We start from the raw sequence: 26,705 nt of genomic DNA on the forward strand, positions 1-26,705 counted from the left end.
GCGGGCGCTTCGTGCGCGGGTGCCTTGCGCATGGCGGTTGTCCGGGCGGTACCCCGGGTGTGCCGCCCATGTCAGCGCCGTGTGTGCCTCGTGTGAGCGGCCCGGGTCAGTGTGTGCATGCCTCCGAGAACAGGACGGGGAGGCAGGAAGGGAGTTCTCGTGCATGACGTAGTGATCGTGGGGGCCGGCCCGGTGGGTCTGCTCCTGGCCTGCGAGTCGAGCCTTGCGGGCTGCTCGGTGCTGGTGGTCGAGCGGGATCCGGAACCCCGCTCCCCGTGGAAGGCGGACCCGCTCGGCATGCGGGGCCTGTCGGCCGCGTCGGTCGAAATCTTCCACCGCCGAGGGATGTTGCGTGCGCTCCTGGCGGCGTCGGGCATCGACGAGGATCCCGACGCGAAACCCGACGCGGACGAGCCGTCACCCCCTCGTGGCGTGGGCCACTTCGCCGGGATGATGCTCGATCCGGCCGACGTCGACGTCGCCGCCCTGCCGTTCCGGCTTCCCGGCCCGGCCGCGGACGGCGTGATGACGACTCTCGAAGCGGTCGAGGCGGTGCTGTCCGAGCGGGCGGCCGAGCTCGGCGTGGAGGTCCGGCGCGGCGTCGCGGTCTCCGCGATCGCGCAGGACGACGAGAGCGCGGTCGCGCGAGCCGGCGAGCACGAGTACGCCGCGCGCTGGGTCATCGGCTGTGACGGCGGACGCAGCGCGGTGCGCGGGCTCGCGGGCTTCGACTTCGTGGGCAGCGAGCCGCAGTTCACCGGCTACGTCGTACTCGCCGACATCGCCGATCCGGAAAAGTTGCGCCCCGGGTTCCATCCGACGCCGACCGGCATGTACCTGCGGACGCCCGCGGCCGGGTACATCGGCATGCTGGAGTTCGACGGCGGCGCGTTCGATCGTTCGCGGCGGCCGACTCGCGAGCATCTGCAGGCGGTGCTGCGCCGGGTATCGGGCACCGACGTGACGCTGAACGACGTGCATCTCGTGTCGAGCTTCACCGATCGGGCCAAGCAGACGACGACCTATCGGCAGGGGCGCGTCCTGCTCGCGGGCGACGCCGCCCACATCCACTCGCCCCTCGGTGCACAGGGACTCAACCTCGGCCTCGGCGACGCGGTGAACCTGGGTTGGAAACTCGCGGCGACCGTGCACGGACACGCGCCGGACGGCCTGCTCGACACCTACACCCGCGAGCGCCATGCGATCGGTGCGGGAGTGCTCGACTGGACGCGCGCCCAGGCCGCGGTGATGAAGCCGGACCCGCACGCCCGGGCGATCCAGGGTGTGTTGCGCGACCTGCTCGGGACACGCGACGGCACGACCTACGTGTTCGAGAGGTTGTCGGGATCCTCGAACCGCCACGACCTCGGCGGCGAACACCCGCTGGTCGGCCGCAACGCCCCGGACTTTCGGCTCCGGGACGGCACTCGCCTCGGCGACCTGATGCGGGACGGACGAGGCGTCGCACTCGACTTCGGCACCGACCGGCCCCTGCACGGCGCGGAGATGGGCCGGGAGAGCCGGATCCGGTACGCGGCCGGTCCGGCGTGCAACGACCTCGGCCTGGGCGCGGTGCTGGTCCGTCCCGACGGCGTGGTCGCCTGGGTGGGTGATCGCGACCCGGATCGCGGTGCGTTCGAGCAGGCCGCCGACCGGTGGTTCGGTGGCCCGGAAGCCTGAAGGCGCGCGAACCCACCACCGACGCGAGATTTCCATTCCCCACGCATTTCAAGGAGCGCACATGACGATCACCCTCCGGCCGGGCAGCACCGTGATGTTCACCGGCGATTCGATCACCGACTGCCAACGGTCGGCCGGCGAGCAGGGTCTCGGGTTCGGCTACCCGCTGCGGGTCGCGGGCGAGTGGGGATTCCGGCGCCCGGACCGGGCCGTGACCTGGCTGAACTCCGCGCAGGCGGGCGACAAGGTGTCGGACCTCGAATCCCGTTGGCAGGCGGACGTGCTCGACGCGCGCCCGGACGTGCTGTCGATCCTCGTCGGCATGAACGACGTCGGTTGGCACACCTACGCCCCGGACGGCCACGTGATCTCCGCGCAGGACTTCGCCGCCGGCTACGACCGTCTGCTCGCGCCCCTGGCCGAGGCCGGCGTGGACCTGATCCTGATCGAGCCGTTCCTCCTGCCGATCAGCGGTCCCGTCGAGGTCGGCGACATGCGACTCGGCGCGGACGTGCGGCGGGAGTGGCGCGCCGACCTGGACCCGAAGATCCAGGTCGTGCGCGAACTCGCCCGCAGGTACGGCGCGCATCTGCTCGCCGCCGACGGCATGTTCGCCGAACTCGCCGCGACGACCGGGGCAAAGTACTGGGCCGCCGACGGTGTGCATCCGACGCCGGCCGGGCATGCCGCGCTCGCGGCGGCCTGGCTGCGCCTGGTCGGGTGAGCGGGCCGGGCCGGTCGGTCAGCGGGGCGTCGCCACGGTGAACTCGTTGCCGTCGGGGTCGAGCATCGTCACCCGGCCGGTCTCGTCCGGCGCGGGGTCGACCAGGGTCGCGCCGAGGGCGAGCAGCCGGTCGACCTCCGCCCGGTGATCCCCGTCGGCGGGTGTGACGAGGTCGAAGTGCAGGCGGTCCCGGCCGAGCCTGGGCATCAGCGGCGGGCCACCCCAGGTGATCTTGGAACCGCCGAGCGGCGAGCGGATCGCGGTCTCCTGGTCCTGATCCCAGACCAGCGGCCAATCCAACGCCTTGCTCCAGAAGTAGCCGACCTCCTGCGAGCCGTCGCAGGACACCGCGCCCAGGAAGCCGCAACCGGCGAGGAACTCGTTGCCCGGCCGGATGACGCAGAACTCGTTGCCCTCGGGGTCGGCGAGCACCACGTGACCCTCTTCCGGGCGTTGGCCGACATCGGTGTGCCGTGCGCCGAGTTCCAGCGCCCCGGCCACGGTTTGCCGCTGGTCCTCCGGGGAGGTACTCGTCAGGTCGAAGTGCAGCCGATTCTGGCCCGCCTTCGGCTCCGAGGTCGGCCGGAACCGGATGCGGAACCCGGTCCCGTCACCGGGCAGGAGCGCGACGCCCTCGTGCGGATCGTCGATCATCTCCCGATCCAGGACTCCGGACCAGAAGCGCGCGAGCCGCGCCGGTTGGTTCGCATCGAAGCAGACCGCAAAGAGTTGACAGGTCATTCCCTGGTATCCCCGTTCCACCGACCGACCGTGCCGACCGGGCGCCGAGCAGGCGCCCGCCGGGCGGCAGCCTAGAGGCGAGCCGGCGTCGCCGCATCCGAGTATTCGCGGCGCGGCGCCGGTGCCCCGGCCGGAGGTCTACCACGGGACGGTCTCGCCGTGGCGGTCCAGGAACCGGAGGCCGGGGGCGCCGGCCTGTGCCTCCAGGACGTCGACGACGGCCGGGATGCTCTCCTGCGGGGCGAGTGGCGCGTCGAATCCGCCGAGCCGGGTGCGGTTGTGGCCGGGGTCGATCAGCAGCTTGGTGTGTCCGTCGTCGGCGTGGCGGGTGGCGTAGCTGCGCATCAGTTGGTTGAGTGCGGCCTTGCTGGCCTTGTACAGCTCGTAACCGCCCTCGGTGTTGCGCGAGACGCTGCCCTGGTCGGAGGACATGACCGCGACGGTTCCGCCGGGCGCGACCAGTGTGCGCAGGGCTTCGAGCGTGTGCAGCGGGCTCAACGCGTTGGTGACCATCACCTCGGTGAACATGTCGGTCGAGACCCGGTCGATCGGCAGGTCGCCCCGATCGATCGCGGCGTTGACGAAGAGCAGATCCAGGGAACGGCCCGTCAACCGCTCGCGCAGAGCGGCCGGCTGTGCGGGGTCCGTCATCTCCAGAGGTTCGATTTCGAGCCGCCCGTTCCAGGCATCGGCACGTGCTTGCAGCTCGCCGCCGTCCCGGCGGGTCGTGGCGATCACCTGCCAACCGCGTCGGGCGAGTTCGTCGGCGAGGACGAGTCCCAGTCCTTGTGAGGCTCCGATGACGAGGGCGTGGCGATCGGACGTGGTGGACACATGCACTCCTTCGTGGTGGGGGTCTCAGTCTAGACGCGACGTCGCGTCTAGACAATCGCACGGGCCTCGCCGGCGGATATCGTGTCCCACATGCCAGTCGCGAACACTCAGCCCCGCAGGCCGCGCTCCGGCAACCGGCGCGACGAGACCGCCCGGTTGGCCGTGCTGCACGCCGCGGACGATCTGCTCGTCGAGCACGGTTTCCGCGCGCTGACCGTCGAGGCGATCGCGCGGCGGGCCGGCGTCGCCAAGCAGACGATCTACCGCTGGTGGCCCTCGAAGGTCGAGATCCTGCTCGACACGCTCATCGAGGACAGCGACAAACGTTTTCCCATCCCGACGGGGCAGGCCACGGCGGCGAACATCCGTGACTACCTGGGCGACTTCGCTCGATTCGTCACCGACGACCCCGCCGGCAAGGTGCTGCTCGCGCTCCTTGCCGAGGCACACCACGATCCCGACACCGCCGAGCGCCTGCGCGAGCGCTACCTCGGTCCACGCCGCGACCGGGAACTCGACCTGCTCGCCCGCGCCGTCGACGCCGGCGAGATCGCCCCCGAACTCGACCCGGACGCCGCGCTCGACGCCCTCGTCGGCCCGATCGTCTATTGCGCCCTGACGGGGTCGGGCATCCCCGTCACACTGGTGGACACCCTCGTCCGGGCCCTGCTCAGGCCGGCGCCGCGCCCGCATTGAGCACGCACGGAATCGGTGGCACCGGATCCGGCCGCGACTCGACGGCGATCGGGGGCCGCGATGTCGATGTCGAATGCGGGGGACGACGCGTCGCGCCCGGCCGACACGCTGTGGATGCGGCGCGTCGGCCGGGCGAGTGGGCGGGTCCGGGGGTGAGGCGGGGTCAGCCGCCGCAGTCCCAGGTGTAGTTGGCCGGGCCGCCGGTGGAGTCCCAGCGGAAGCGCTTGGTTTCGCCGGGGGCGAGGTATTGGCATTCCGGGTCGGGCCAGCCCGAGACCTGAACGCTCACGTTCACCCGGCGTCCGCAGTCGTTGCGGACGTCCGCCCAGCGCCAGGTGGGAAATCCGACGTGGGTGTCCTGGGCGACGATGGGGGCGCACTCCAAGGGCTCCGCGTCGGGCGCGGCGGCGGTGGCGGTGGGGGTGCAGAGTGCGAGGGCGGCGGTGGTTGCCAGGGCGAGGGCGGTGGCCGACGCCAGGGTTGCTCGCCGGTGGGAACGGGTGGGAGTACGCATGGTTGCCTCCGGGGCGGGATGTGGCTCTCCTGGTGGGAGCACACGTCCAGAATCCCCGGATCGGGTAACCGGGTCATCACGCACGGGAACGAACGAGCCGTACATCGATGTGCGTAGGGTCGCCACCCGGATGGCCTCATCCCGGTGGCGACCCCGCTACCGGGTCAGCCGCGTTGCCAGACCTGGTTCGCGCCGTAGTGGCAGGGGTGCAGGCGGATCGCCGCGCCGTCGTTGGATTTGAAATCCCAGATGTCGGCGCACATGCCGGCGTTCTTCGTGAAGATGTAGGTGCCGACCAGGACGAACTGTTGGGCGGGATTGCCGCTGCAATAGGCGAGTTGGACGACGGTGCCCTTCGCGGTGGAACCCCAGGCCGCGTCCATGCACAGGCCCTTGGTGCGGATCGTGCCGTCCGAGCGGATGTCCCACTTCTGATTCGCGTTGCCGTTGCACGACCACAGGACCAGCGGCGTACCGTCGGAACCCGCCGACCCACTCAGGCATTTGCCGGTGGACGGGTTGCGCAGCGGGTTGCCCGGGACGTTCGGCGGCGGAGCGGGCGGTGCCGCCGGGGGCGCGGCGGCCTTGGGCCGGGCCGTGGTGGGTTGGGCCGCGGGCACCTGCCGGGGCGCATCCGGTTTCGTCGCGGGCTGTTCGGCCGCGGGGGGCCGTGCGGCGGCCGGCGCGCCCGGGCCGGCCGCACCGGGCGTCTCGGGGCCGGCGGGCACCTCGGGAGCGCCACCCGAGGGCGGCGTCGCCCCGCCGCCCGTCGGTGACGCGGCGGTGGGTGAGCCGGACGATCCGGGCGAACCGGTCACCCCCGGCACGCCGACCACCCCCGGACCCCCCGTCGACGCGCCCCCCGGCGCCCCTGCGGCGGCGGCCACCGTCCGGCCGGCCGCCGCGTTGCCACCCGAGCCGTTCGGGGCCACGGCCACGGCCAGCGTGGTGACCGCGGCGATGCCCGCGGCCGAGCCGAGGGACACCCACACCCGACGCCCCGGCAGCAGACCGCGCCGGGGACGGGCCGGGCGGCGGGCGTACACCTGCGCCAACGAGGGCGCCGACGAACCGACGTGCGCGCCGGTGTCGTTGGGGTCGGACACGAGATCTCCTTCATGGGCACGGTGCTGACGAGGGGGGCGTGCGCGGTCAGTCGGAGCCGACCGGTTGCGGCAGGTCGACCTCGTCGAGGAGGACCAACTGCCGCGCGTCGGGTGTATCGATCTCGGCCATCCGCATGGCCTGACGTTCGGTCATCTGCTGGAACACCTGCCGCGCGGTGCGGCCGTTGCCGAACTGCGCGCCACGCGGCATCGCGGCGAACAATTCGCCCAGCGCCTTGCGTGCGGGGACGCCGAGTTCGTAGCGGTGCCGACTCGCGTGGTGCTCGACGATGCGCACCAGGTCGTCGGCCGAATAGTCGTCGAACAACAGGCTGCGGGTGAACCGCGAGGACAGACCCGGGTTCGACGCGATGAACCGCTCCATCTCGCCCGGATATCCGGCGACGATCACCACGACCTCGTCCCGGTGGTCCTCCATCAGTTTGACGAGCGTCGCCACGGCCTCGCCGCCGAAGTCGTTCGCGACACCGGCGGGCACGAGGGCGTACGCCTCGTCGATGAACAACACGCCGCCGCGCGCCCGGTTGAACGACTCGGTCGTCTTCGGCCCGGTGTGCCCCACGTATTCGCCGACCAGGGCGCTGCGGTCGACCTCGACCAGGTGGCCGCGCTCCAGCAACCCGAGCGCCTTGAGCAGCCTGCCGTACAGGCGCGCGATGGTCGTCTTCCCGGTGCCCGGGTTGCCCGCGAAGACCAGATGCCGGCTCAGCGGCGGTGCGGGCAGACCGGCCTCCTGCCGCATGCGGACCGTCTGCATGAGCTTGACCATGCCGCCGACATCGCGCTTCACGCCGCCCAGGCCCACGAGTTCGTCGAGTTCGGCGAGCAGGTCGTCCAGGGTCTCCGGCGGCGGCGGAGCCTCGCCCAGTTCGGCCAGATCGACCGACACCGGCGCCGGCGCGGCGGCCGACGCGCCGGCCGGGGCGAGGCCGCCTCCCGGGGCGGCCGGCTCGCGCGGCGACCGGGGGGATCCCGGCGACTGGTCGGGCAGCGACGAGGCGACCACTCGGACGGACACGCACTCCTCGAACACCGCACGGGCGCCCTCGGCGTAGCCGACGTCCCGCGCGCAGTCGAAGACCCGGCAACCGACGAACCTCGGCTCGGCGTCGCGGCCGATGTGCAGGGCCGGGTACGCGCAGGCCGACAGGTCGCTGTGTTCGATCACCCCGCGCGCGCCCGCACCGAACAGGATGCCGTTCTTCCCGGTCCCGTCCACCCGGATGCCGCGCACCGTCGGCTCGGCGCCCTGCCCCACCACCAGCCCGCTGCCGCCGACCGCGAAGACGCCGCCGCCGTCCATCCGCAGCCGGGCGCCGGAGTCGACGCTGACCCCCGCGCTGCCCGTCTCGGCAATCCGCGTCGCGTACAGCGCGGCGACCGCGTCGGTCCCGATCTCGACGCCGGTCCGGCGTTGTCCGCTCACCACACACTCGCGCAGTTCGCATTCCGCCGACGAGCGCAGCCGTACCCCCGTCTCGCCGCCCTCGACCCGGGAGGCGCGCATGGTCAGCCGGGCCTCGTCGGCCACGTGCACGCCGCACATGTCGGCCCCGCCGACGGTGCTGTCCAGCACCTCCGCCTCGGCGTGGGCCACCACCGCGAGGCCGTGTTCGTCGCTGCCGTCGAGCCGGCAACCGCCGATCCGGGCCCGGGCGTTCTCGCCGAGGTGGACCGCGGTGAATCCGGTACGGGCGACCAGCGTCGCGGTCATCGTCACCTCGGACACGCCGAGGGCGACCACGCCGTTGCCGGCCGGCGAGTCGATCCGGCAGCCGTGCGCGGTCAGTCGCGCCGCGCCGCCGCCGGCGATCGCGCTGCCCTTGGCGTCGGTGATCCGGCAGTCGACCAGGTGCACCCGGGCCTCGTGGTCGGCCTGCACGCCGCTGCGCCCGGCCTCGCGGATCCGGCAGTCGTCGAGGCGGAGTTCGCCGCGCTCCTCGACCAGGACACCGTTGCGCCCGGCGCGATCGAGCGTGCTGTCCCGGGCGGACAGCCGCGCGTCGCCGCGCACTCGCAACGCCGAGCCGGAGGTGTCGCACACCCGCAACCGATCGGCGATCAGCACCGCGTGGTCGGACAGCGCCACGCCGATGCCGTCGATGGTCTCCACATCCGTGTCCTCGACCCGGGCCCGGGCGTCGCCGGCCAGGACCAGGGCCCCGTGCCGGGCGCCGTGCAGCCGGCTTCGGCGCAGCAGCAGGACGCCACCGCCGGTCGGATCGCCGAGGTCGGCCGCCAGGGTGTCGGCGAAGCCGAGCGCGGCGTTGCGCGCGGCGCCGGCCGCCGTCGCCGAGCCGACCACGTCCACCCGGCCGCGGTCGAGTTCGCACCCGTCGAGCGTCAGGCCCGCAGCGTCCTCCACCCGGACCACCGGCTCGGCCGGGTCGGCGCCCCGCAGCACGAGGCCGCGGACCAGGCAGTCGGGGGCGGCGACGGTCAGCGCGACGCCGGCGGGCGCGCGCAGCACGACGGTGCCCTCGCCGTGCTCCGGGCGCAGGATCACGCGCCGCTCCAGCCGCAGGTTCTCGGTGTACTCGCCGGGCGCGATCAGGATCTCGGCGCCGGCGGGCGCGCCCGCGAGCGCGGCCGCGATGGTGCGTCGGCTCCGGCGGCTCGTGGGGTCGACGTGGATTGCCGCGGTGCTCATCCGGTACCCGTTCCCGATCCTGGCAGTAGGTTGTCGGACGACGTCCCGTCCGGCACGTGCCCGATCAGGCGCACGGTCGCGGGACCGAGTACCAGCAGGCCGACGAGCTTGTCGACCATCTTGCCCAGGGCGCCGATCAGGAAGATGTCCATCGGACCCTGTCGGTGCACCCACCGACTGCCGATCGAGTGCTGGACCAGGGCCCGGAGCGCGCCGACCGAGACGGTGCCCAGCACGCCGCCGACACTGGACGCCAGACCGGCCAACGCGGCGTCGCCGCCGGTGAGTCTGATGATCGCGCCGTCGGCGCCGCGGACCCCGAAGAGCGCGGCCTGCGACGCGCCGCTGACGAACCCGGCCAGGGTGCCGACGCCGAGGCCGACGGCGAACTCGTAGGTGCCGCCGCGCCAGCGGACCGGGCGCTCGTTCGCCCCCCACTCGGTGGGCCAACTGTCGTCGTTGGGCCGCCAACTCCCCGGCTGCCCGTAGTCGATGTTGGACCAGTGCACCTTCCAGCCGCCCCGGTTGGCCGACAGGTGCGCCGCCGAGACGGTGCCCCTGGTCATCGAGCTCAACGCGGCGCCGAACGCGGCGCGTCCGACGTCGATCATGCTCAGTCCGTTGCCGGAGAGCACCCGGACCATGGACAGCACGACGAGGTTCACGGTGAAGTCGAGCAGGAACTCGTGCCCCATGTCGATACCGATGGACTCGATCGCCCGCAGGATGAACGGCTCCGGGACCGCCTCGCCGTCGACGGACGGACCGTAGCCCCAGCGGTTCGGCTCGCGGTAGGTGCGGTTCAGGCCGCGGTATTCGTTGGCCAGGCCGGTGAAGTGGGTCTCGCGACCGATGACGACACCGCCGTTGGCGTCGTATTCGTGGATGTATCCGGGGATCGTGCGCTCGTTGATGACGGTGATGCCGTCGACGTCGTAGCGCCGCGCGTGCTTGTTGAAGTTGTTGATCTCCGCGAACGTGTCGTCCGAGAGCCGGATCTTCACCTGCGCGAGGATGCCCTGGTCGGACTCCTGCCACAGGTGCCGGTTGAATTGGGTGGCGGGGGTGGGTCGGAAGTCGCGCACCCGGAACGGGCTGTCGGTGAAGAAGTCCCGGAAGGCGTTGGTGCGTTTGCGCGCCGGGATCTCCTGGACGACCTCGTGGTCGAGGCCGGCGATCCGGTCGGACCACCGGGCGCCCTTCGTCCAGCCGGGGAGCCGGTTTCCGTTCGCGTCGAACCAGTGCCGGATCCGGTCGCCCACGCCGTTGCCGAAGTTCATCACGTTGTTGTCCGCGTCCAACTTGTTCCAGTGCCAGACCTCGTTGCCCCCGGCGTCGAGACCGCGCCATCCCTGCACGCTCAGGCCCTCGCCGAGTTGTCGGTGATCGCGGATCAGGTTGCCCGCCGCGTCGAAGTCCTGGAACGACTCGCGGTCGAAGTGCAACCGGGTGATCTGCGTCTTGAACGCGGTGATGCGTTTGCCGCCGACGCCGGGATCGGCCGCGTCGTGCCACCGGAACTCGCCCGGGTTGCGCCCCATGGTGCCGACGATGTCGAGGTGTCCCCTCCCGTCGGGCGTGGGGAAGGAGTCCGAGCGGGAGACGACCATGCCGTGGTGGTCGTACCGGGTCCAGTCGCCGGCGTGCGCGTCGATCAGGCCGCGGGTGTTCGGGCCAGGCTCGCCGGCACCTCCGGCGGGCCTGGGCCGGTAGTCGATGAAGGTGCCGTCGGAGAAGCCGGTGCGGACCACCCGCCACTCCTTGGTGCCGGGGGAGTACCAGTTGCCGTCGGCCAGGTCGTCGGTGATCCGGTCCTGCCAGGTGATCTGCCGAGTGCCCGTGCCCGGGGTCACCACGAAGTCGCCCTCGACGAACGTGCGGTGACCCTGCAGGCCGCCGACGCCCTCGGACCAGGGCAGGTAGCCGGGGCGGTGGGCCACCTGCGCCCCGGCTACGTCGGGCAGCCGGACGTCGCCGACGGTGAGGGTGGCGCCGTTGCGCAGGGTGCGGGTCTCGCGGACGATGTCGCCGCCCCGCCCGACGTCGATCACCGTCTTGTTGTTGGTGATGAACTGCACGCCGTACGTCTTGGGGCCGCCGGCTGCCGGCTCCTGGCTCCAGGTCCCCACCCGCAGCCGGTTGTCGTGGGCCAGCCACGGGTGCCGGGTGAGGTCGGTGGCGCGGAACTCGGCGCTGAACAGGTTGCGGAAGAACACCGGGGGTCGCTGCTCGGCGAAACGCTCGAACATGAGGAAGTCGCCGTTGTGCAGGGTCTTGCCGAGCCCGTTGACGTTGCCGTCGGCGTGGCGGGAGACCCAGTCGCGCTTGGGCACGCCGCCCGGGTCCAACTCGACCTGGTGGTAGCGGCGTACGTCGTGCAGACCGGGTTGGAAGCGGCCGAACTTCTTCTGGACGGTGACGATCTCGTTGGTGAGCGGGTGGTGCATGTTGTCGGTCCAGCCGCGGCCGGGACCCGAACTCCAGTGCCGGTCGCCGGACGCGATCGCCCGGAAGTCGGCGTCGAACCGCACCCACCTGGTGTCGGCGGCGAACCCCTGGGTCGCCGGCAGATGGCGCAGGTCCGCCAGCACGTGCCCGCCGTCCGCGCTGAGCTGGAAGTGCCGGACCCGCACGTCGAAGCCGAGCACGCTCTCGACGTCGAACCAGCTTCGGGTGCTCTCCCCCCAGTGCCGGGTGCCGTCGTGCACCAGGTTGCCGTTGATGTCGAACTCGGCCCACCGGCCGCGCTGATTGAACCGACTGAAGGTGCCCAGCGACGCGGACGAGTGGTGCGCGTCGAGGATGCCGCCGTCGGGCAGTGTGCGCCGTTCGAACACGGTGACCTGGAGGTGGCTGATCAGGTGTACCCGGCCGGCGCCCGCACCCTTCGGGTCGACCGGGCCGCCCTCGAACCACTTGCGCGGGCCCGGCGTGGGGACGTGCAGGCCGTGCGCGTCGGTGCGTATCAGCGACCACGCGCCGTCGCCGCCCGCCGGGTACGTGATCTCGAAGTGTCGGTTCGGGTCGATTCCGCCTCGGGCGCCGACGATGTCGATGCGTTGGAACTCCAGGCGCCCGCCCGCGTCGAACCGCTGGAACTCGCCGGTGCGCGCGCCGATGCCGTCGATCCGGTAGCCGCCGCCGGGTTCCGGAGTCGCCCGCAGGCCCGGGAGCGGGTCGAGATGGCCGTCGAGGACCCGCAGGTCGCCCGTCGCGATGTTCAGGAAGCGGGTGTGCTCGGGGCTGCCGATCCGGGCGTCGGACAGGGGGATCGTGTCGAACCGGTGGGCTCCGGTGCCGTCGTTCACCCGGAACACGGTGATGTTGCCGTCCCCGTGCGGGACTTGGTGCGGCGTCACGTGGAAGTCGAGCCCGCCGGTTCGGCCGAACAGACGGAACTCGCCGTCGGCGCCGCCGACATGGAACCCGCCGCCGGGGCGGGTGTGCACGGTGCGGTTCGCGATGTCGGTGAGGCCGTCGGCGACCAGGGTGTGTGCCCCGCCCGGGTGCACTCGGACCAGTTCCGGCAGTTCGGCACCGCCGGCCCCGGTCAGGCGCAATACCTGGAACTCGAACGCGCCGGTGCCGGAGAAGCCCCGCAACATCCCGGTGGCGGCGTCGGTGACCCGGAGCGTGCCGTCGGGACGACCGACCACCGTGAACCCGAGGTTGCCGCCGTCGGCGCCCTTGACCAGCGGCAGCGGACCGGGTGCCGCCGCTCCGGCGACCGGGACCGGGGCGAAGACGAACTCGTGGGTCGGGGCGCCGTCGGCCCCGCGCAGGCCGACCACGTCGAAGCGGTGCGCGCCGTGCATGTCGACGATGATGTGGTCGGTGCCGTCGCCGACCCGGAAGCCGGCACCGGGCGTGCCCGCCCGACGCACGAAGCCCTCGGTCGTGATCCCCGGCTGGGGTACGACGTGCGTGTTCGGGACGGCCGCGAGGTGTTCGTCGACGAGCGTGCCGTCCCGGCCGTCGAAACGCACGAACCGGCCCTCGAACGGGCCGCCGCGCAGGTGGGTCGCGTCGTGGCGGTGCACGCCGTCGAGACCGTGCGTGGCGAACGACCCGTCGGGGTCGGTGAGCCGCAGCTCGCCGCCGACCCGGGTGACGGTGAGGTTCGGGTCGGGTACCCCGCCCCGGTCGCTCGGATGCGGCACCGGCACGTCCGGGGTGCCCACCGGGGTGTGCACGAACCGCCCGGGCCCGTGACCGCCGGTCAGCCCGAGGACGTCGTGGGTATGCGCGCCCGCGTCGTTCACCACGATCGTGCCCTCGGGGTGATGCACGAGGTATCCGCCGCCGTGCTGCCCGACGACGTCGGTGTTCGGCACGATCCTGCCGTCGCCGTGCGCGAGTTGCGGCAGCCCGCCGGGGTGGTCGGGCAGCCGGATGAAGCCGCCCGGCGCGCCGCCGCCGGTGAGTGGCAGGGCGTCGTGCGAGTGGGCACCCCCGGGCGTGTGCACCTGCACCACGTGCGGCTGCCCGGCGGTGCCGGTGACGTGGAACGTGTTGTCGACGGTGCGCACGGCCGCGGTCGTGGTCGGCGCGCCGTCGCCCGCGCGCAGGTGCGGCAGTCGGTTCGGTCCGCCGACCGGGGTGAACACGTGCAGACCCGTCGTGGCGCCGTCGGGGGTGGTCAGGGTCACCACGTCGTGGGCGCGGGCGCCGCCGGCGTCCACGTGGAACCGGCCGCCGCCGTGCCGGATCCGGAACTCGTTGCCGATCTGGCGGATGACTTCGGTGTCGGGCACCGGCCTGCCGTCGGCGTGCGCCAGTTGGGGCGTGCCGACGTGCGGCGAGCGGATGTGGCCGCCGGCCACGGTCGATCGGTCGATCCCGGTCAGCGGCAGCGAGTTGTGCGAGAAGCGGCCGTCGGCGCCGAAGACCCGCACGCTCGGGCCGGTGCCGGTCGGGACGACATGGAGCATGCCGCCGGCGTGTTCCGGTACGGAGACGACGCCGAGGGTGCGGCCGGCGTCCGCGCCGACCAGGGCCCGGGCGCCGCCGCCGTCCGGGGTCAGCACGTGCAGCGCCAGCGGGCCGTCCCTGCCGATCAGGCGCAGGCCGGTGCCCGACGGCGTGCCGGTCGCCGGGTCGTAGAGCCGGAAGCCGCCGGGCGTGGGGACGACGATGCCCGCGTCGACGACCCGCACGGGCGGAGCGTCCGGGTCGGTGTGCAGGAGGTTGCCTTCGCCGTCGACGTGGGTGACGCCCAGGATTCGGTCGTTCGGGTCGACCCGGATCGCGACCAGGGTGTCGTCGTGCTCGCCGCCGGTGAGGGTGATGCGCCGTTCGATGCGGTCGAGCCGCCCGCCCTCGGCCGAGAGGTCGAAGTCCCAGCGGCGGACCTCGACGTTCGGCACGACGGACTGCTCGACGCGCGCGATGTGGTTCCCGGTCGGACCGATCAGGCGCGGGACGTTCGGGTGCGACGCGTCCGGACCGCCGGCGATCCGGATGCCCTCGATGCCGCCGCCGTCGCCGACGCGGTATTCGAGGTGTGCGCCGGACAGCCCCGGGATGTCGACGACACGCGGGCCCGGCCCGGCGACGGCGGGCACGGTCGACCCGGTGGTCGTGGTGTGCGCGAGTTGCGGGGTGGGCAGCGTGGTCAGCTCGATGGCCTGCCCGGGGACGGGGCCGGTGACCTGGGCGTCGATGATCTGGTCGTCGAGGAGCCGATGGTTGTTCGCGGCGCTGAGTTCGTAGTCCCAGCGGTGCGTGCCGCCGTCCCCGAGGGCTCGTTCGATCCGCAGCACCTCCTGGTCGCCGACGGTGATGTGGGTCGCGGAGAGGTCGGCGCGACCGCCGGGATCGATGTGGATGTCGACGGTACGGCCGGCCTGTGTGCTCGGCAGGACCCGTACCTCGACGCCGTTCAGGCCGGGGATGGTGCCGAACGTGTGCGCGAAGTCGTACTGCACGCCGTGCATCATGAACACGTTCAGGTTGTGCGCCGCCCCGTTCGCCGGGACGAGGTGCGCGCCGCCGGCGAGGCCGCCGGGCATCGCCGGGACGCCCGGCAGGCCGCCCGGCGTCGCGTGGACCGGCACCGCGCCCGACGACGGGCCGCCGAGGAGCACCCGGCTGCCGTTGACGTCGATGTGTGTGCCGGCGCCGCCGAGGCCCTGGACGCCCTTGACGTCGACCGCGTTCGCGCCGGGCCCGACGAGCGAGGTCTCGCCGTCGACGCGCAGTCCGCCGAGGTGGGGCGTGTTCACGTCGGCCGGGTGGATCGGGGTGCCGGTGTGGGCGGTGGCCACGTGCGCGACCGCGGGCAGGCCGCCGACGTTCGGCGTCGCGACGTGCCCGAGGGCGCCGACGGCGGTGACCGAAGGGGTGACGATCTGGCCGGTGTTCGGGATCGCGCCGACGTTCGGCGTTTGGATGTGCGTGGTGAGCGGGAGCGCGCCGACCCCCGAGACGTTGACGTGCGGCAGGGCCGGCGTGGACACGTCCGGCATCGCGACGTGGCCCGGTTGGGGGAGGGCGACGGTGCCGAGGCCGTCGAGTCCGGTGTGCGCGCTCGTGGCGGGCGTGGGCAGGTCGTGCACCAGTGCGCTCGATCCGGGCAGGCCCAGTTGCATCCTGTTGGCCACGCCGGCGCCGACGGTGTCCAGGTTCGGGATGCTGATGTGGCCGAGCGCGGGCGGCAGCGCGTTGACCCCGGTCGCGCCGAGGCCGGTGATCCCGTGCGGGACGGAGATGTTTCCGGCGAGGTGCGTCAGGCCCGACCCGGTGAACGAGAACGAGGGGATGTCGGCGATCCTGGCGCCGATTCCGGGCAGGTGCGTGAGCGCGTTCAGTCCGCCCATGTCGTCGAGGAAGGTGCCCAGGCCGGGGAAGTTGCCGGCGTGGAAGCCGGTGCCGAACGTGTTCGGCGACGGCAGATCGATCACGTCGAATCGGCCGAACCCGTTGGTGAACTTCGTGGACAACGACGGCATGTCGAACGCGCCGCCGAGCGGACCCATGTGCACCGAGTCGAAGCTGCCGAGGTGCACATTGGGCAGCTTGACCAGCTCGCCGCCGTGCCCGAACGCGTTGAACCCGGCGTTCGCGCCGGCGGAGATCTTGGAGCCCGCACCGATGAACTTGCCGTCGATGAAGGCCCCGTAGCGGTACATGCCGAACATGCCGCGGTCGATGAAGCCGATCCGGAAGGCGAGCCCGAGGCCCTTGCCCATCTCGTCGGCCGCCACCGGCAGGAACAGCCGCAGCCCCTTGAAGCCGCTCAGGCCGTTCGCGATCGAGGTACCGAGATTCTTGAACGCGTTGATCGTGCTCGCCACCGCGCGCAGGCCGAAGAACGTCTTGGCGCCGGCCAGGTTGATCACGGTCAGCTCGGCGCCGAGCGGGAAGAACTTGATGCCGTTCCCGAGGTTGCCGCCCAACTTCCCGATGCCGGGGATGTGGGTCAGATTGGGACCGATTCTGAGTCCCTGCGCGCCGCCCCTGATCCACGCACCCGCCGCGGCCACCGCGTCGTCGATGCCCAATCCGACCCGACCGAACAGACCGAACGAATTGGCGCCGCCGGTGAAGAAGTTCTTGGTGCCGATGATCCCCCGGCCGCCGGCGCCCTTGATGCCGGTCCACAGGGCGCCCAGGCTCAGGCCCTTGGTGGTGGGCGAGATCATGCCCAGGATGCCCAACACGAGCTGGGTGACGGACGCCTTGCCGTGCGCGAAGTCGATCGCGGTCTTGATCAGGAGCGCGACGTTGAGGGCGATGCTGAGCAGCGCCAGCGGGCCGCCGACGAAGATCGCCGGAATGGCCAGGATCATCGCGATCCAGCCGAGCGCCTTCCAGAACTCCTCGCACTCGTCCACGGGGGAGGCGATGGACTGGCCGGCGGCGATCATCTTGCGCGCGGCGGTGTCGGCCGCGGCGGCCAGGACGGACTTGGCGTCCGTGGCGGTGGCCTTGTGTGCGGCCCTGCCCTCCTCGTCGTCCGCGGCCAGCGCGGCGGCGGCGGACAGGGCGGTGTCCGCGCGGTGTTGCTCGTGGCGCATGACCCCGACGTAGAGGGTCAGGGCGCTGCGGACGTCCTCGTGGGCCTTGCGGAACGTGGCGATGTAGTCGCGCAGATTGCCGTCGATCACGCCCCGCAGGGCATCCGCCGTCTTGCCGACGAAGATCGTGCTCGACGTGTTCTTGACCTCGGTCAGACCGTTGTCGATGTCGCGCGAGAGTTCGACGAACGCGAGCTCCGCGGCGATCACCCGGTCGATCCGGTCGGCGTCGCCTGGAGTGGGATCACCGTCGAGGCCGAGCGCACTCCAGTCCCCGGGACGAGCCATCGAAGCGCCTCTCTCGCTCGATTCGTGCAACCACGGCGCTCTTTTGTACGCGCTTTCGGTTCGCCGGGTTCATTCTTCCTCGCGACAATCTCGATTGAACCCCCGATGGATGTGACGCGTACAGAAATGGGAGTGGTTCGCAGCGCGGGCGCACCACGCGAGTCGGGCGAGGGACAGGAGATCCGAATGGCGGATTTCGCCATCGACTACACCAACCTGCACGAGATCAACACGAAGCTGAGAAACCTTGCCAATCAGGCAGATTCCGGCTCCGGCGGGGCATTTCGTGAGCTGGGCGAGGCGGGTGCCGCCGAACGCCGGGCCGCGCTGGGCACCTCCGGCCTCTCGACCGCGTTCAACAGCTTCTATCACCATTCGAGATCCCGCACCGCCAAGGCCAAGGAGGGCTTGAACAAGCTCGCCGACAACTTCAAGGCGGTGTCCGACCTCTTCTTTGACGAGGACGCGAGGATCTCCGGTGGAGCGGGTCTGATCACCGCCGGCCTGGGACTCGACAAATGGCGCAACGCCAAGGCCGCGCACGACAAGTGGCTCGCCGACAAGGCCAAGTGGGACGCCTACCTCGCCTCGATCGGCGCCACCGAATACTTCCGCGCCCACCCGGACGAGACCATCCGGCACGTATGCCACGACCCGGAGGCGCCCGCGTGGTGTGCCGCCTGGATCGCCAAGGGCGAGGACGGCACGCCCGTCAATCCCGGCGAAGAGCCGCCCAAGCCCGATGACAAACCGCCGACTTCGTTTCACTACGAGGACAAGAACGGCAAGATCGACGTCAGCGTCGAATTGGACGAGAACAACAACATCATCAAGGAGACGTCGACGATCACCAATCCGCAGGGGCAGAACTACGAGACGACCACGACGTACAAGGGCCCCCCGGAAATGGTCGAGATTCCGGACGGCGACGACAAGGGCGACGAGCCGGACAAGATCGACGTCCGTGACTACACGATCACCACCAAGATGAGCGACGGCACCACGGCCACGTCCGATTTCACCATCGAGAAGGACGGCAGCGGGACCATGATCAGCCATTCCGGGAAGACGACCGAGCACTACATCCGTGACGGACCCAGGGGCGAGTGGCGGCGCGATCCCAAGTTCGCCGACGCGGACGCCTCCTCCGGCAAACACGAAAAGCCGGACCGCAACGTGGGCAAGCCGCCGCCCGGCGGCCGCGTCGACTGAGCCGGCGCTCCGCCGGCCGCCGACGTTCCTGTTCCCGTCTCCGCTTCCGTTCCCGCTTCCGTTCCCGCTTCCGCTTCCGCTTCCGCTTCCGTTCGAGGAGATTCGCCATGGGCGCCAACATCAAACTCAGCTACGCCGAGATCACCCGGGTGTCCAACCTCTTGGACAACAGCGTCGAGCACACGCTCGTGCCCCGGATGAAGGAGGCCAAGGCCGAGGTCGACAGTCTGCTGACCACCAACCTCGTGCTCGTCAAGGCCAGCCCGGCCCTCCAGGCCCAGTACGACAAGTTCAGCGTCGCGCTCACCGCCGCGACCGAGAGCATCAAGGGCTACGCGCAGCAGTTCCGGCAGATCATGCAGTCGGTTCAGGACATGGACAAGGACATCGCCGACAAGGTGCACTCCTCCCAGTAGCCGCCCGTCCACGCGTCGCCACCCGACAACCGACCCCTTCGGAGGACCCGATGGCCGACATCAAGATCGATTACGACGAAATCCGCAGCGCGGCCACACGGATGGGCACCAAACTGACCGACATCTCCAACGAGCTCGACAATCTGCAGACCCAGGTCGCCAATCTGCTCCACGACGGCCTGGTGTTCGAGAAGGCCAGCCCCGCCTTGCAGGAGGCGTACCGCACCTTCAACGAGCAGATGAAGAACTCGGCGAGCAACATCCACGCGTATGCCAAGAACTTCACCGACATCGCGGACTCGCTGAACACCTCCGACACCAAGCTGATGGGCGACATCAACACCGCCATCGCGAAGATGAAGGCAGACGCGGCGGCCCACAAGTAGCCGCCGGCCGCCGCGCCTTCCTCGTGTGGGTGCCGCGCACGCTCCCCTCAGCCGTCGAGGACCGTGAGCGGCACCTGCACCGCGATCGCCGACCCCGCGTCGCCTGCGGTCCAGCCCCGGCCCGGGCCGAGCGGCGTACGCACCTGCTCGGCCGACAACCTGACCCCGATCAGGTCCGCCTCGCCGAGCGTCTTGGGCCCGAGCAGCAGGCCGCGCCGCGAGCGTCGGGCCATGCCGACCCAGCCCAGCGAACTCATCGACTCCGCCAACCCGGCCAGCAACAGCCCCTGTCCGTGGTCCCGGCCGGAGGTGGCGATCCGACGCAGCACCGAGTCGGCGGCGCAGGCGAGCATCAGATCGGCGTCGTCCACCACGACCACCACCGGCTCGCCTCGTACCGCGGTCAACGCCTCCACCAGTACCTCCGGCTCCGGATCGGGGTCGGTGAGCACCTGCGCCAGGCCGTGCGCGGCCAGCTTGCGCAACTGCGAGTCACGCGGCGTGAGAACGATCAGTCGGGTGCCGCTCATCAGCAACGACACACACATCGCGGCCAGCGTCGTGGTGCGTCCGCTGCGCGGCGGTCCGGCGACCATGAACGACCCGCCGCCGTCCGCGAAGTCGTGCACCAGCGGCTCGACCGCGTCGCCGCCCACACCCAGCAGCGCGTGGAACGGCCTGCGCAGCGATTGCGGCACCCGGTCGTGCGCCTCCTGGAAACCGATCAGGGTCGGCATCTCGCTGATCCGGAACGGCCGTCGTACCGGAGGCACGTTGGCGTCCCGGGCACTCGCCCGCCGGCCCAACTCCCGCATCGACTCGGCCTGGTCGCTCTGATCGCTCGCCGAGGTGTCCTCCCCGTCGACGCCGCCCGTGGCGACGGCCGGCTCGGCGATCGAGGGCAACAACGCGATCTGCGCCTCGATCGCCCCCGGAGCCAGCCAACCCCGACCGGGGGCCACCGCCGCCGGAATGCTGTTGCGGGGCATGCCGATGAGCGTGTAATCGCCCGGGTCGGTCTGACGCAGCAACAGCCGATGGTCGTTGTGCGCGGCCAGGCGCCCGCCGAGCAACAGCCGCTCCGACGTGGCGATCACATGGATCCCGGCGCCCTGGCCCTCGCGCAGGAGCCGCACGAAGTCGGCGTACAACCGGCCGCCGTCGTAGTCGTCGAGCATGGTGCTCAGCGCGTCCCAGCCGTCCACCATGAGCACCAGGTGCGCGGGTCGGCGGTCCTTGTCCACCCTGCTCCGCAACTCGGTGACGTCCGCGCAGTCCTGCTGCGCGATCAGCCGCTGCCGCGCCGTGAGTTCGGCGGACAGCCGGTTGATCAGCCGCTCCATGCGCTCCGCGTCGTGGCGCGAGACGACCGCGCCGCAGTGCGGCAGCGCCTCCAGCACGCTCAGCCCGCCACCGGCCGCGTCGATCGCGTAGATGTGCAGGTCGGAGCAGGGGATGGTGAGCGCCGCCGCGCCCGCGACGGTGCGCAGCACCTGGGTGCGGCCGGAACGCGGTGCGCCGATGACGTACAGGTGCCCGAAGGACGCGAAGTCGATCGCGGCCAGCCGCCGGGCCTGCAGGTGCGGGATGTCGAGCAGGGCGTAGGGGACCATCGGCAGCGCGCCGGGCGCCGGCTCCGGGATGGCCGGCAGCTCGTCCAGCCGCATCCGGCCGTCCATCGGCGGCAGCCAGGGACTGGGCTGCGGCCGGAAGTCGGGCAGCCGGTCGGCCGCCTCGCGCAACGCGTCCACCAGGGCGCGCAGGTCCGTCGGCTGCTCCTCGAAGGGAGTGATCATCCGGCCCTCGTGCGAGTCGAAGTGCGACTCCGGTCCCGCGCTCACGTCGGTGTCGATGTCGGTGCCGGCTTCGGCGTCGGCGTCGGCTTCGGCGAGGTCGATCGGGCGGCCCAGGCGCTGCCAGCCGAGTCGGACCCCGCGGACCGGCCGGGACGCGGCGCCCTTGACGACCGAACTCGGAACCGCACCCGGGCGTTCCGCGCCGACGAACGCGGTCTGGAACGGGGTGGGCGCGCCCTCGCCGCGCCGGACCAGGGCCCGTCCCGGGTTGTTCGGCGAGATGCCGGCGGCCTCGACGCCGTCGATGATGTCCTGGCTCTCCGAGCGGTCGGTCACCCGCAGGGCCATCCGCAGGTTGGTGTTGGCCTTGATCTCGTTGCTGACCGAGCCGCCCGGCCGCTGGGTGGCCAGCAGCAGATGCAGGCCCAGTGACCGGCCGCGCTGTGCGAGGCTGATCAAACCGGGGACGAAGTCCGGCAGTTCGCGGACCAAGGTGGCGAACTCGTCGATCACCAGCAGGAGTCGGGGCAGCGGAGGCAGGCGCGGGTCCCGCGAGCGCTTGATCCGGTACTCGGTGTGGTCCTTGGCCTCGACCTCGTTCAGGACCGTCTCGCGGCGGCGCAGTTCGGCGTCCAAAGAGGCCAGCGCGCGCTTGACCAGGTGCCCGTCGAGGTCGGTGATCATGCCGAGGGTGTGCGGCAGTTCCGCACATTCGCGGAACGCGCTGCCGCCCTTGTAGTCGACCAGTACGAAGGTCAGCTCGTCCGGCCGGTTGACCGCGGCCAGCGAGGCGATCATGGTTTGCAGCAGCTCCGACTTGCCCGAGCCGGTGGTGCCGCCGATCAGGCCGTGCGGGCCGTCGCGGACCAGGTCCAGGCGCAGCACGCCCTCGTACCCGCTGCCCAGGACGAACGAGGTGGAGGCCGGGCGGCGTGCCCAGGCACGCAACAGCAGGTCGGCGTCCGGCGGTTCCTGACCGATCAGCGGCAACAGCGCGACCTCGGACGGCAGTCCGGAATCGCCGTCCACGGTGACGTCCAGCACCGGCGCGACGGCGCGCGCGACCTCCTCGCACCAGGCCGGGTCGACCAGGTCGGCCCGGATGCCCTTGACCTCCGGCACGTGCGACGCCTTCAGGTCGAGCCGGCCGCGGTTCGCCGTCACCACCGCCGTGCACTCCTCCGGCAACAGGTGTTCGCGTTCCTCCAGGCACAGACCGAACACCCGGACGGCCGGGCCGTTGGTCAACACGTCGATCATGCCCGGCACATCGCGCAGCCGGCGGGCGCCGTCCAGGATCACCAGGACGTCGGGCTCGCGATGCAGGGTGGGACCGAGGGCCGATTTCGCGGCGTCCAGGCGGGTCTGGACGTCGGAGATCAGCTCGTTGACCCGATGCGCGGTGCTCTCGGGGTCGGTGCCCAGGGCCACCACCGCGGCGCCCGCCCGGCCCGGCCGCAGGTGCGGCAACCACCGCACCCACTGCCACGCGTCGGCGTGCTCGTCCTCGGTCAGCACGACGATGCGCACGTCCCGCGGGCTGTGCAGGACGGCCGTCTGGATCACCGCCCAGCTCGCGATCCGGCGGGCCGTCTCCCCTGGGGCGCCGATGCCGACCACTCCGAAACCGGTCATCTCGACCCCGAACGGCACATCCGCGAGGCGCCAGTTGACGCTTCGGTAGTGCGTCTCGCGCGCCTGGTCGTCGATGCTCTTGAGGGACGCGCGGGTGAGGGTACCGAGTCGGATGGTCAGGTGGTCGGGGTCGCGCCGGCGGCGTTGCCACAGGCCCGGGCCCGGACCGGTCGCGATCAGCAACACCGCCGCCGGATCCGGGAACGTCGCGTTGCGCAGCCCGCGTTCGTCGACGGTCGCGCGGCGCATCTCGGTCTCCAACGCCGACCGGCGGATCCGATAGACCCGCTTGGCCTCCTGGTAGTCCCGGCGACCGCTGCGCTTGCCGGAAACCCAGTTGCCGATCGCCATCAGCGGTGTGAAGAACACGAAGACGACGAAGAACAGGCTCCGGAACAGGAACATCATCGCCAGGCCCATCAGGAGCGGGGCGATCATCATCAGGAAGGGGAACGGCCGCTTGCTGTTGTCCGTCGGCGGACCCATCATCCGGATCGACTCGCCGTCCAGGTGCGGCGCGATGCGTGGCGGCCGGTTGTACTCGACGCCGAGACCGTTCGCCGACGTGCGTACCGCCGCCTCGGGCTCGTCCGGCGGGCCCAGGCGCAGCAGATGCTCGCCGAGCGACAGGTCGGCGTAGGTCGGCCAGGACTGCGAGCCGTCGTCGGGCGGCGGCAGGTAGCCGATCGGCGGCAACGGCGGCCGGGCGGGCAGCCCGTCCGGACCCGGCGGCGGGGACTCGGTCGAGTGCCCGCCGGGGCCGCCCTCCTGCATGCCGGCGGGCTCCTCGGCGGAGAGCGGTGTGCCGGTGATCGGATCGACCGGCGGCGGCGGGGTGAGGCTGCGCAGCCCGCACCGCTCCGGGTCGGCATCGTCCGGCAGCGCGATCGTGACGGCCGCGTCCGTGCCGACGGTGATCCAGGTGCCCTGGGCGGGCGCCTCGCCGCCGTCCAGGCGCAACGCGCACGCACGGTCGGTGCCGACCTCGTGCCGCCCCGGGCCGAGCCGCCAGACCCGGCCCGCCCCGGGGCCCGACACATGCCGCACGGTGACCAGCACCGGGTCGGCTCCCGGTGGTTGCCAGGCCCGGGTCGCCGTCTCGGTCGGCGCGGGGCCGCCGAGGCCGAGCAACGCCCCGGCGCGGATGCCGCTCGCGCCCACGCGGATGTCGGGATTGAGCCGGCGATCGCCCAGGAACAGATCGGCGGTGCCCAGTACGGCACCGAGTTCGGCGACGGTCGCCGAATCGGGGACGTCCAGCAGGTGATCGGCGCGGCGACCCTGCGGATCGGTGGTGGTGACGGCGAGGTTCACGGGCATCCAACTCTCTCGCGGGGAGGGCGAGACGGCGAGGCTGCGGGGGTGGGGGAGGCGTGAGTGGGGCGGTTCGGAGCGACCGGGTCGGGGTGTCGCGCGGGGACGGTCCGGGGGAACGGTCGGCCGCGCGCGTGGGATCGGGGCTGCGGCCCGACGCCTCACCGCGGACCGGGCGAGGACGGCTCGGGGCCCACTCGCGGAGGGCTCCCGGTGTCGGCGGTGGGTGCGGGCTCCGGAGCCGGGTCGGGCTCGGTCGCGGGTGGGTCGGCGTGGGGAGTGGGATCCGGATCGGCGGCCGATCGTGCACCGGAAGGCGGTTGCCGCCGGGCCGATACGGCGGGTGACGCATGGGGATCCTGCTCCGACGACGGCGTCGTGGTCGACGTCCGTGCGGAGACTCCGGGCCTCGGTTCGCCGACGGTAGGCACCGGTTCGGGTTCCGCGGCGAGGCCGGGCGATCCGGCGGGAGTGCTCCGTGCCGACGGTCGGGCCGTGCTCGAAGCGGCCGACCCGCCGGAGGACCGCGCGGGCGGCTCGGCGACTGCGGATCGGGCCGAGACCGCCGCCGGAGTGTCCGCCGGTTCGACGGTCGCGGCCGGCAACGCGGTCGCCGGTTGGGCCGTTCCCGGCCGCACGGCGGCGGCCTCGTTCCCGCTCTCCTCCTCCGCGAACCACTCGACGCTACCCGCGCCGGACCGGGAGACCGGCGCGGGAGCGGGCGGGAGCACCGGCGGAATGCCCGGCAACACCCGGGCGAGGGCTGCGGCGAGCGCGCTGCACGAGAGCATCAGAGGTGTACCCGGTACGGCGACCCGACCGTGCACATCGGTCAGCAACGTGCGTACGTGGCCGCGCCCCGATCCGCCGAGCAGCACCCGCAACGAGGGGGAATCCTCCGCCGGTTCGACGAGTTCCGGCGGCAGCGGGTCCGGCAGCTCCGGGGTTGCCAGGAACGTGGGCAGGCCCAGCCGGGGCGGCCTGGCCCGGGCGCTTCGATACGCGTCCCGGACCGGCAGCCCGGAGATGTCGTGGTGGACCCCGTCGGCGACCACGACCTGCCCGCCGGGCAGTCGCGCGTCCAACTGCGCCGCGACCGCCTGGAACAGGGCGGGGCTCGAATGCGGATCACCCTGCACGCACACCATCGGCGGACCGACCGCGAGGTCGAGGAACACACATTCCCCGTCGCGCTCGCCCAGGGCGACGACGATCGGTCTGACCCCCTCGGCGTCCGGCGTGACGGACGGCAACTCCGCCCGGGTGGCGGTCCAGGCCCGAGGGTCGTGCGCCAGGGGCTGCCAAATGCCCTCGGGCGTGGGGACGTCGCCGGCGGCGAGCAACACGGTGACCGTGTCGTCGCCGACCACGACCGCGTACGGCTGCCCGGGGGCGGCGGCGAACTTGGCGGCCACCAGCGCCCGCTCCGCGTCCCGCCAGGTGGTACCCGCGCCCAACCGCGCCACCAGCAACCGCACCGAGCGCCGGTAGCGCAGCCAGACCCGCACCGGGCCACCGAACGCGTATCCGGTCAGGGCGATTTCCCGACCCAGACGACGTGTTGCCGCCTTCCACCCGCCCAATCGCATCGCGAAGAACCGGAGGATCAGGAAGAACGCGAGGGCGGCGGCCGAGATGCCGGCCCAGTGCAGGATCGTGTCGCGGTGGTCCGCGAAGAACTTGAGCGGATCGGTGTTTCTCATCTGCCGGGTAACTCCTCCCATCGCACGTCCACGGGATCACCCGTGCGCGGTGCGCCGTTCGCGCGGCACACTACGCAATCCCGGGCGCTCATCCTGCGTTGCGCTCTCGTAAGGCGTGGCGCAGGGCGCGGATTGCGTAGTAGGTACGGGACTTCACCGTTCCGAGGGGTATGCCGAGGATCTCGGCCGCCTGCTTGAGGTCACGATCACGCAGTACCGTCTCGGCGAGGATCTCGCGATGCGCGGCGGTGAGCGAGGGCAGTGCGTCGGCCACGGCCATCTTCCAGAGCAGCGGCTCCCATTGGTCGTCGGCCGGGACGTACTCCAACGGTTCTGGGCTGCATTCCTGCGGTCGGGACCGGCGCGCACGGCGGTCGTCCATGACGATCCGGCGGGCCACCGTCGCGAGCCACGGCATCAGGTCGGACGTGTCCTCGGCGATCGTGCCCGCGTGCCGCCACGCCCGCAGCATGGTCTCCTGCACGACGTCCTCGGCCCACGGGCGATCGCCGCCGGTGAGCTTGAGGCAGAAGGACAACAGGGGCATGGCGTAGCGCCGATAGACCAGTTCGGCGAGTTCCGCGAGTTCGTTGTCATCTGTCGAGCGTGCCTGGTTGCCGTTGTCCCGGTCATCGGCACGAAAGGATGTCACGGCACCGGATTCCTCGCTCCCCCCGAAGTGTCGGCTCGAACCCGTGAACACTAACTACGCTGCGCTACAGGTCCGTTGGATCTGCGCTGAATTTGAGGATTCACCGCCCACGGCCGGTCCGAAATGCAAGCCATCGGCCGACACGCGTAGTTGTCGGGTGGCGCCGGGCCCGATGGGCGCAGGCGCCGGCCCCGGCCTTCGGATCACGGCCGGTGGCCACAGGTACCGGCGAGCCGGGCTGCCCGGGTGGTCGCCGTCCACTCGGGTGCCGTTCTGCGGGGCGTTGCGGACGTCGTCGCCGACCACGGCTTCGGTTCGG

15 protein-coding genes are annotated in these 26,705 nt (G+C 71.8%); 6 read left to right on the top strand and 9 right to left on the bottom strand.

Features of this window, described 5'->3' with window-relative positions; genetic code table 11:
- Positions 1-159 precede the first annotated feature (159 nt).
- Both ABZ374_RS06080 and ABZ374_RS06085 read left to right on the top strand, forming a co-directional pair.
- Entirely contained in the window at positions 160-1,680 is a 1,521-nt protein-coding gene (locus ABZ374_RS06080; protein WP_360306786.1) for an FAD-dependent monooxygenase, read from the top strand.
- 61 nt (positions 1,681-1,741) lie between these two features.
- Complete coding sequence (locus ABZ374_RS06085) at positions 1,742-2,404, top strand: GDSL-type esterase/lipase family protein (protein ID WP_360306789.1); 663 nt, start codon at positions 1,742-1,744, stop codon at positions 2,402-2,404.
- A gap of 18 nt (positions 2,405-2,422) precedes the next feature.
- Here ABZ374_RS06085 and ABZ374_RS06090 read toward each other — a convergent pair whose 3' ends face one another.
- On the bottom strand, positions 2,423-3,145 hold the full coding sequence (locus tag ABZ374_RS06090) for a VOC family protein (RefSeq protein WP_360307181.1): 723 nt from the start codon (positions 3,143-3,145) through the stop codon (positions 2,423-2,425).
- Between the two features lie 138 nt (positions 3,146-3,283).
- A complete protein-coding gene (locus ABZ374_RS06095; protein ID WP_360306792.1) occupies positions 3,284-3,979 on the bottom strand; it encodes an SDR family NAD(P)-dependent oxidoreductase in 696 nt (231 codons plus the stop codon).
- A gap of 90 nt (positions 3,980-4,069) precedes the next feature.
- Here ABZ374_RS06095 and ABZ374_RS06100 point away from each other — a divergent pair, with 90 nt between their 5' ends.
- Entirely contained in the window at positions 4,070-4,675 is a 606-nt protein-coding gene (locus tag ABZ374_RS06100) for a TetR/AcrR family transcriptional regulator (RefSeq protein ID WP_360306795.1), read from the top strand.
- 163 nt (positions 4,676-4,838) lie between these two features.
- On the opposite strand, the gene ABZ374_RS06105 is transcribed toward ABZ374_RS06100, so the two are convergent.
- The 4 genes from ABZ374_RS06105 to ABZ374_RS06120 form a co-directional block, all read right to left on the bottom strand.
- Complete coding sequence (locus tag ABZ374_RS06105; protein ID WP_360306797.1) at positions 4,839-5,189, bottom strand: hypothetical protein; 351 nt, start codon at positions 5,187-5,189, stop codon at positions 4,839-4,841.
- A gap of 164 nt (positions 5,190-5,353) precedes the next feature.
- On the bottom strand, positions 5,354-6,295 hold the full coding sequence (locus ABZ374_RS06110) for an RICIN domain-containing protein (protein ID WP_360306800.1): 942 nt from the start codon (positions 6,293-6,295) through the stop codon (positions 5,354-5,356).
- A gap of 46 nt (positions 6,296-6,341) precedes the next feature.
- On the bottom strand, positions 6,342-8,966 hold the full coding sequence (locus ABZ374_RS06115) for a right-handed parallel beta-helix repeat-containing protein (protein WP_360306803.1): 2,625 nt from the start codon (positions 8,964-8,966) through the stop codon (positions 6,342-6,344).
- Positions 8,963-17,272, bottom strand: a complete 8,310-nt coding sequence (locus tag ABZ374_RS06120; RefSeq protein ID WP_360306805.1) for a hypothetical protein — start codon at positions 17,270-17,272, stop codon at positions 8,963-8,965. The genes ABZ374_RS06115 and ABZ374_RS06120 overlap by 4 nt, the downstream gene beginning before the upstream one ends.
- Positions 17,273-17,296: 24 nt before the next feature.
- Between ABZ374_RS06120 and ABZ374_RS06125 the strand changes: the two genes are divergently transcribed.
- From ABZ374_RS06125 to ABZ374_RS06135, 3 genes are all read left to right on the top strand, one after another.
- Complete coding sequence (locus tag ABZ374_RS06125) at positions 17,297-18,484, top strand: serine/arginine repetitive matrix protein 2 (protein ID WP_360306808.1); 1,188 nt, start codon at positions 17,297-17,299, stop codon at positions 18,482-18,484.
- Between the two features lie 107 nt (positions 18,485-18,591).
- Positions 18,592-18,900 carry a hypothetical protein gene (locus ABZ374_RS06130; protein ID WP_360306811.1) on the top strand — a complete coding sequence of 103 codons (309 nt, stop codon included), beginning with the start codon at positions 18,592-18,594 and terminating at the stop codon, positions 18,898-18,900.
- 50 nt (positions 18,901-18,950) lie between these two features.
- A complete protein-coding gene (locus ABZ374_RS06135) occupies positions 18,951-19,286 on the top strand; it encodes a WXG100 family type VII secretion target (protein ID WP_360306814.1) in 336 nt (111 codons plus the stop codon).
- A 47-nt stretch (positions 19,287-19,333) separates the two neighbouring features.
- Here the strand turns inward: ABZ374_RS06135 and ABZ374_RS06140 are convergent, their stop codons facing one another.
- The 3 genes from ABZ374_RS06140 to ABZ374_RS06150 form a co-directional block, all read right to left on the bottom strand.
- Positions 19,334-24,037, bottom strand: a complete 4,704-nt coding sequence (locus ABZ374_RS06140; protein WP_360306817.1) for an FtsK/SpoIIIE domain-containing protein — start codon at positions 24,035-24,037, stop codon at positions 19,334-19,336.
- A 155-nt stretch (positions 24,038-24,192) separates the two neighbouring features.
- On the bottom strand, positions 24,193-25,734 hold the full coding sequence (locus tag ABZ374_RS06145; protein WP_360306820.1) for a hypothetical protein: 1,542 nt from the start codon (positions 25,732-25,734) through the stop codon (positions 24,193-24,195).
- 88 nt (positions 25,735-25,822) lie between these two features.
- Positions 25,823-26,386: a sigma-70 family RNA polymerase sigma factor gene (locus ABZ374_RS06150; protein ID WP_360306823.1), complete on the bottom strand. Its 564-nt coding sequence runs from the start codon at positions 26,384-26,386 to the stop codon at positions 25,823-25,825.
- Positions 26,387-26,705 lie beyond the last annotated feature (319 nt).

This window comes from Embleya sp. NPDC005971 (assembly GCF_040629175.1).
Taxonomy (GTDB): Bacteria; Actinomycetota; Actinomycetes; order Streptomycetales; family Streptomycetaceae; genus Embleya.

Excerpts from the sequence above, each read along its gene's own strand:
- ABZ374_RS06085 (WP_360306789.1), top strand. The coding sequence starts at position 1,742 with ATGACGATCACCCTCCGGCCGGGCAGCACCGTGATGTTCACCGGCGAT.
- ABZ374_RS06090 (WP_360307181.1), bottom strand. The coding sequence starts at position 3,145 with ATGACCTGTCAACTCTTTGCGGTCTGCTTCGATGCGAACCAACCGGCG.
- ABZ374_RS06100 (WP_360306795.1), top strand. The coding sequence starts at position 4,070 with ATGCCAGTCGCGAACACTCAGCCCCGCAGGCCGCGCTCCGGCAACCGG.
- ABZ374_RS06105 (WP_360306797.1), bottom strand. The coding sequence starts at position 5,189 with ATGCGTACTCCCACCCGTTCCCACCGGCGAGCAACCCTGGCGTCGGCC.
- ABZ374_RS06115 (WP_360306803.1), bottom strand. The coding sequence starts at position 8,966 with ATGAGCACCGCGGCAATCCACGTCGACCCCACGAGCCGCCGGAGCCGA.
- ABZ374_RS06120 (WP_360306805.1), bottom strand. The coding sequence starts at position 17,272 with ATGGCTCGTCCCGGGGACTGGAGTGCGCTCGGCCTCGACGGTGATCCC.
- ABZ374_RS06130 (WP_360306811.1), top strand. The coding sequence starts at position 18,592 with ATGGGCGCCAACATCAAACTCAGCTACGCCGAGATCACCCGGGTGTCC.
- ABZ374_RS06135 (WP_360306814.1), top strand. The coding sequence starts at position 18,951 with ATGGCCGACATCAAGATCGATTACGACGAAATCCGCAGCGCGGCCACA.
- ABZ374_RS06140 (WP_360306817.1), bottom strand. The coding sequence starts at position 24,037 with ATGCCCGTGAACCTCGCCGTCACCACCACCGATCCGCAGGGTCGCCGC.
- ABZ374_RS06145 (WP_360306820.1), bottom strand. The coding sequence starts at position 25,734 with ATGAGAAACACCGATCCGCTCAAGTTCTTCGCGGACCACCGCGACACG.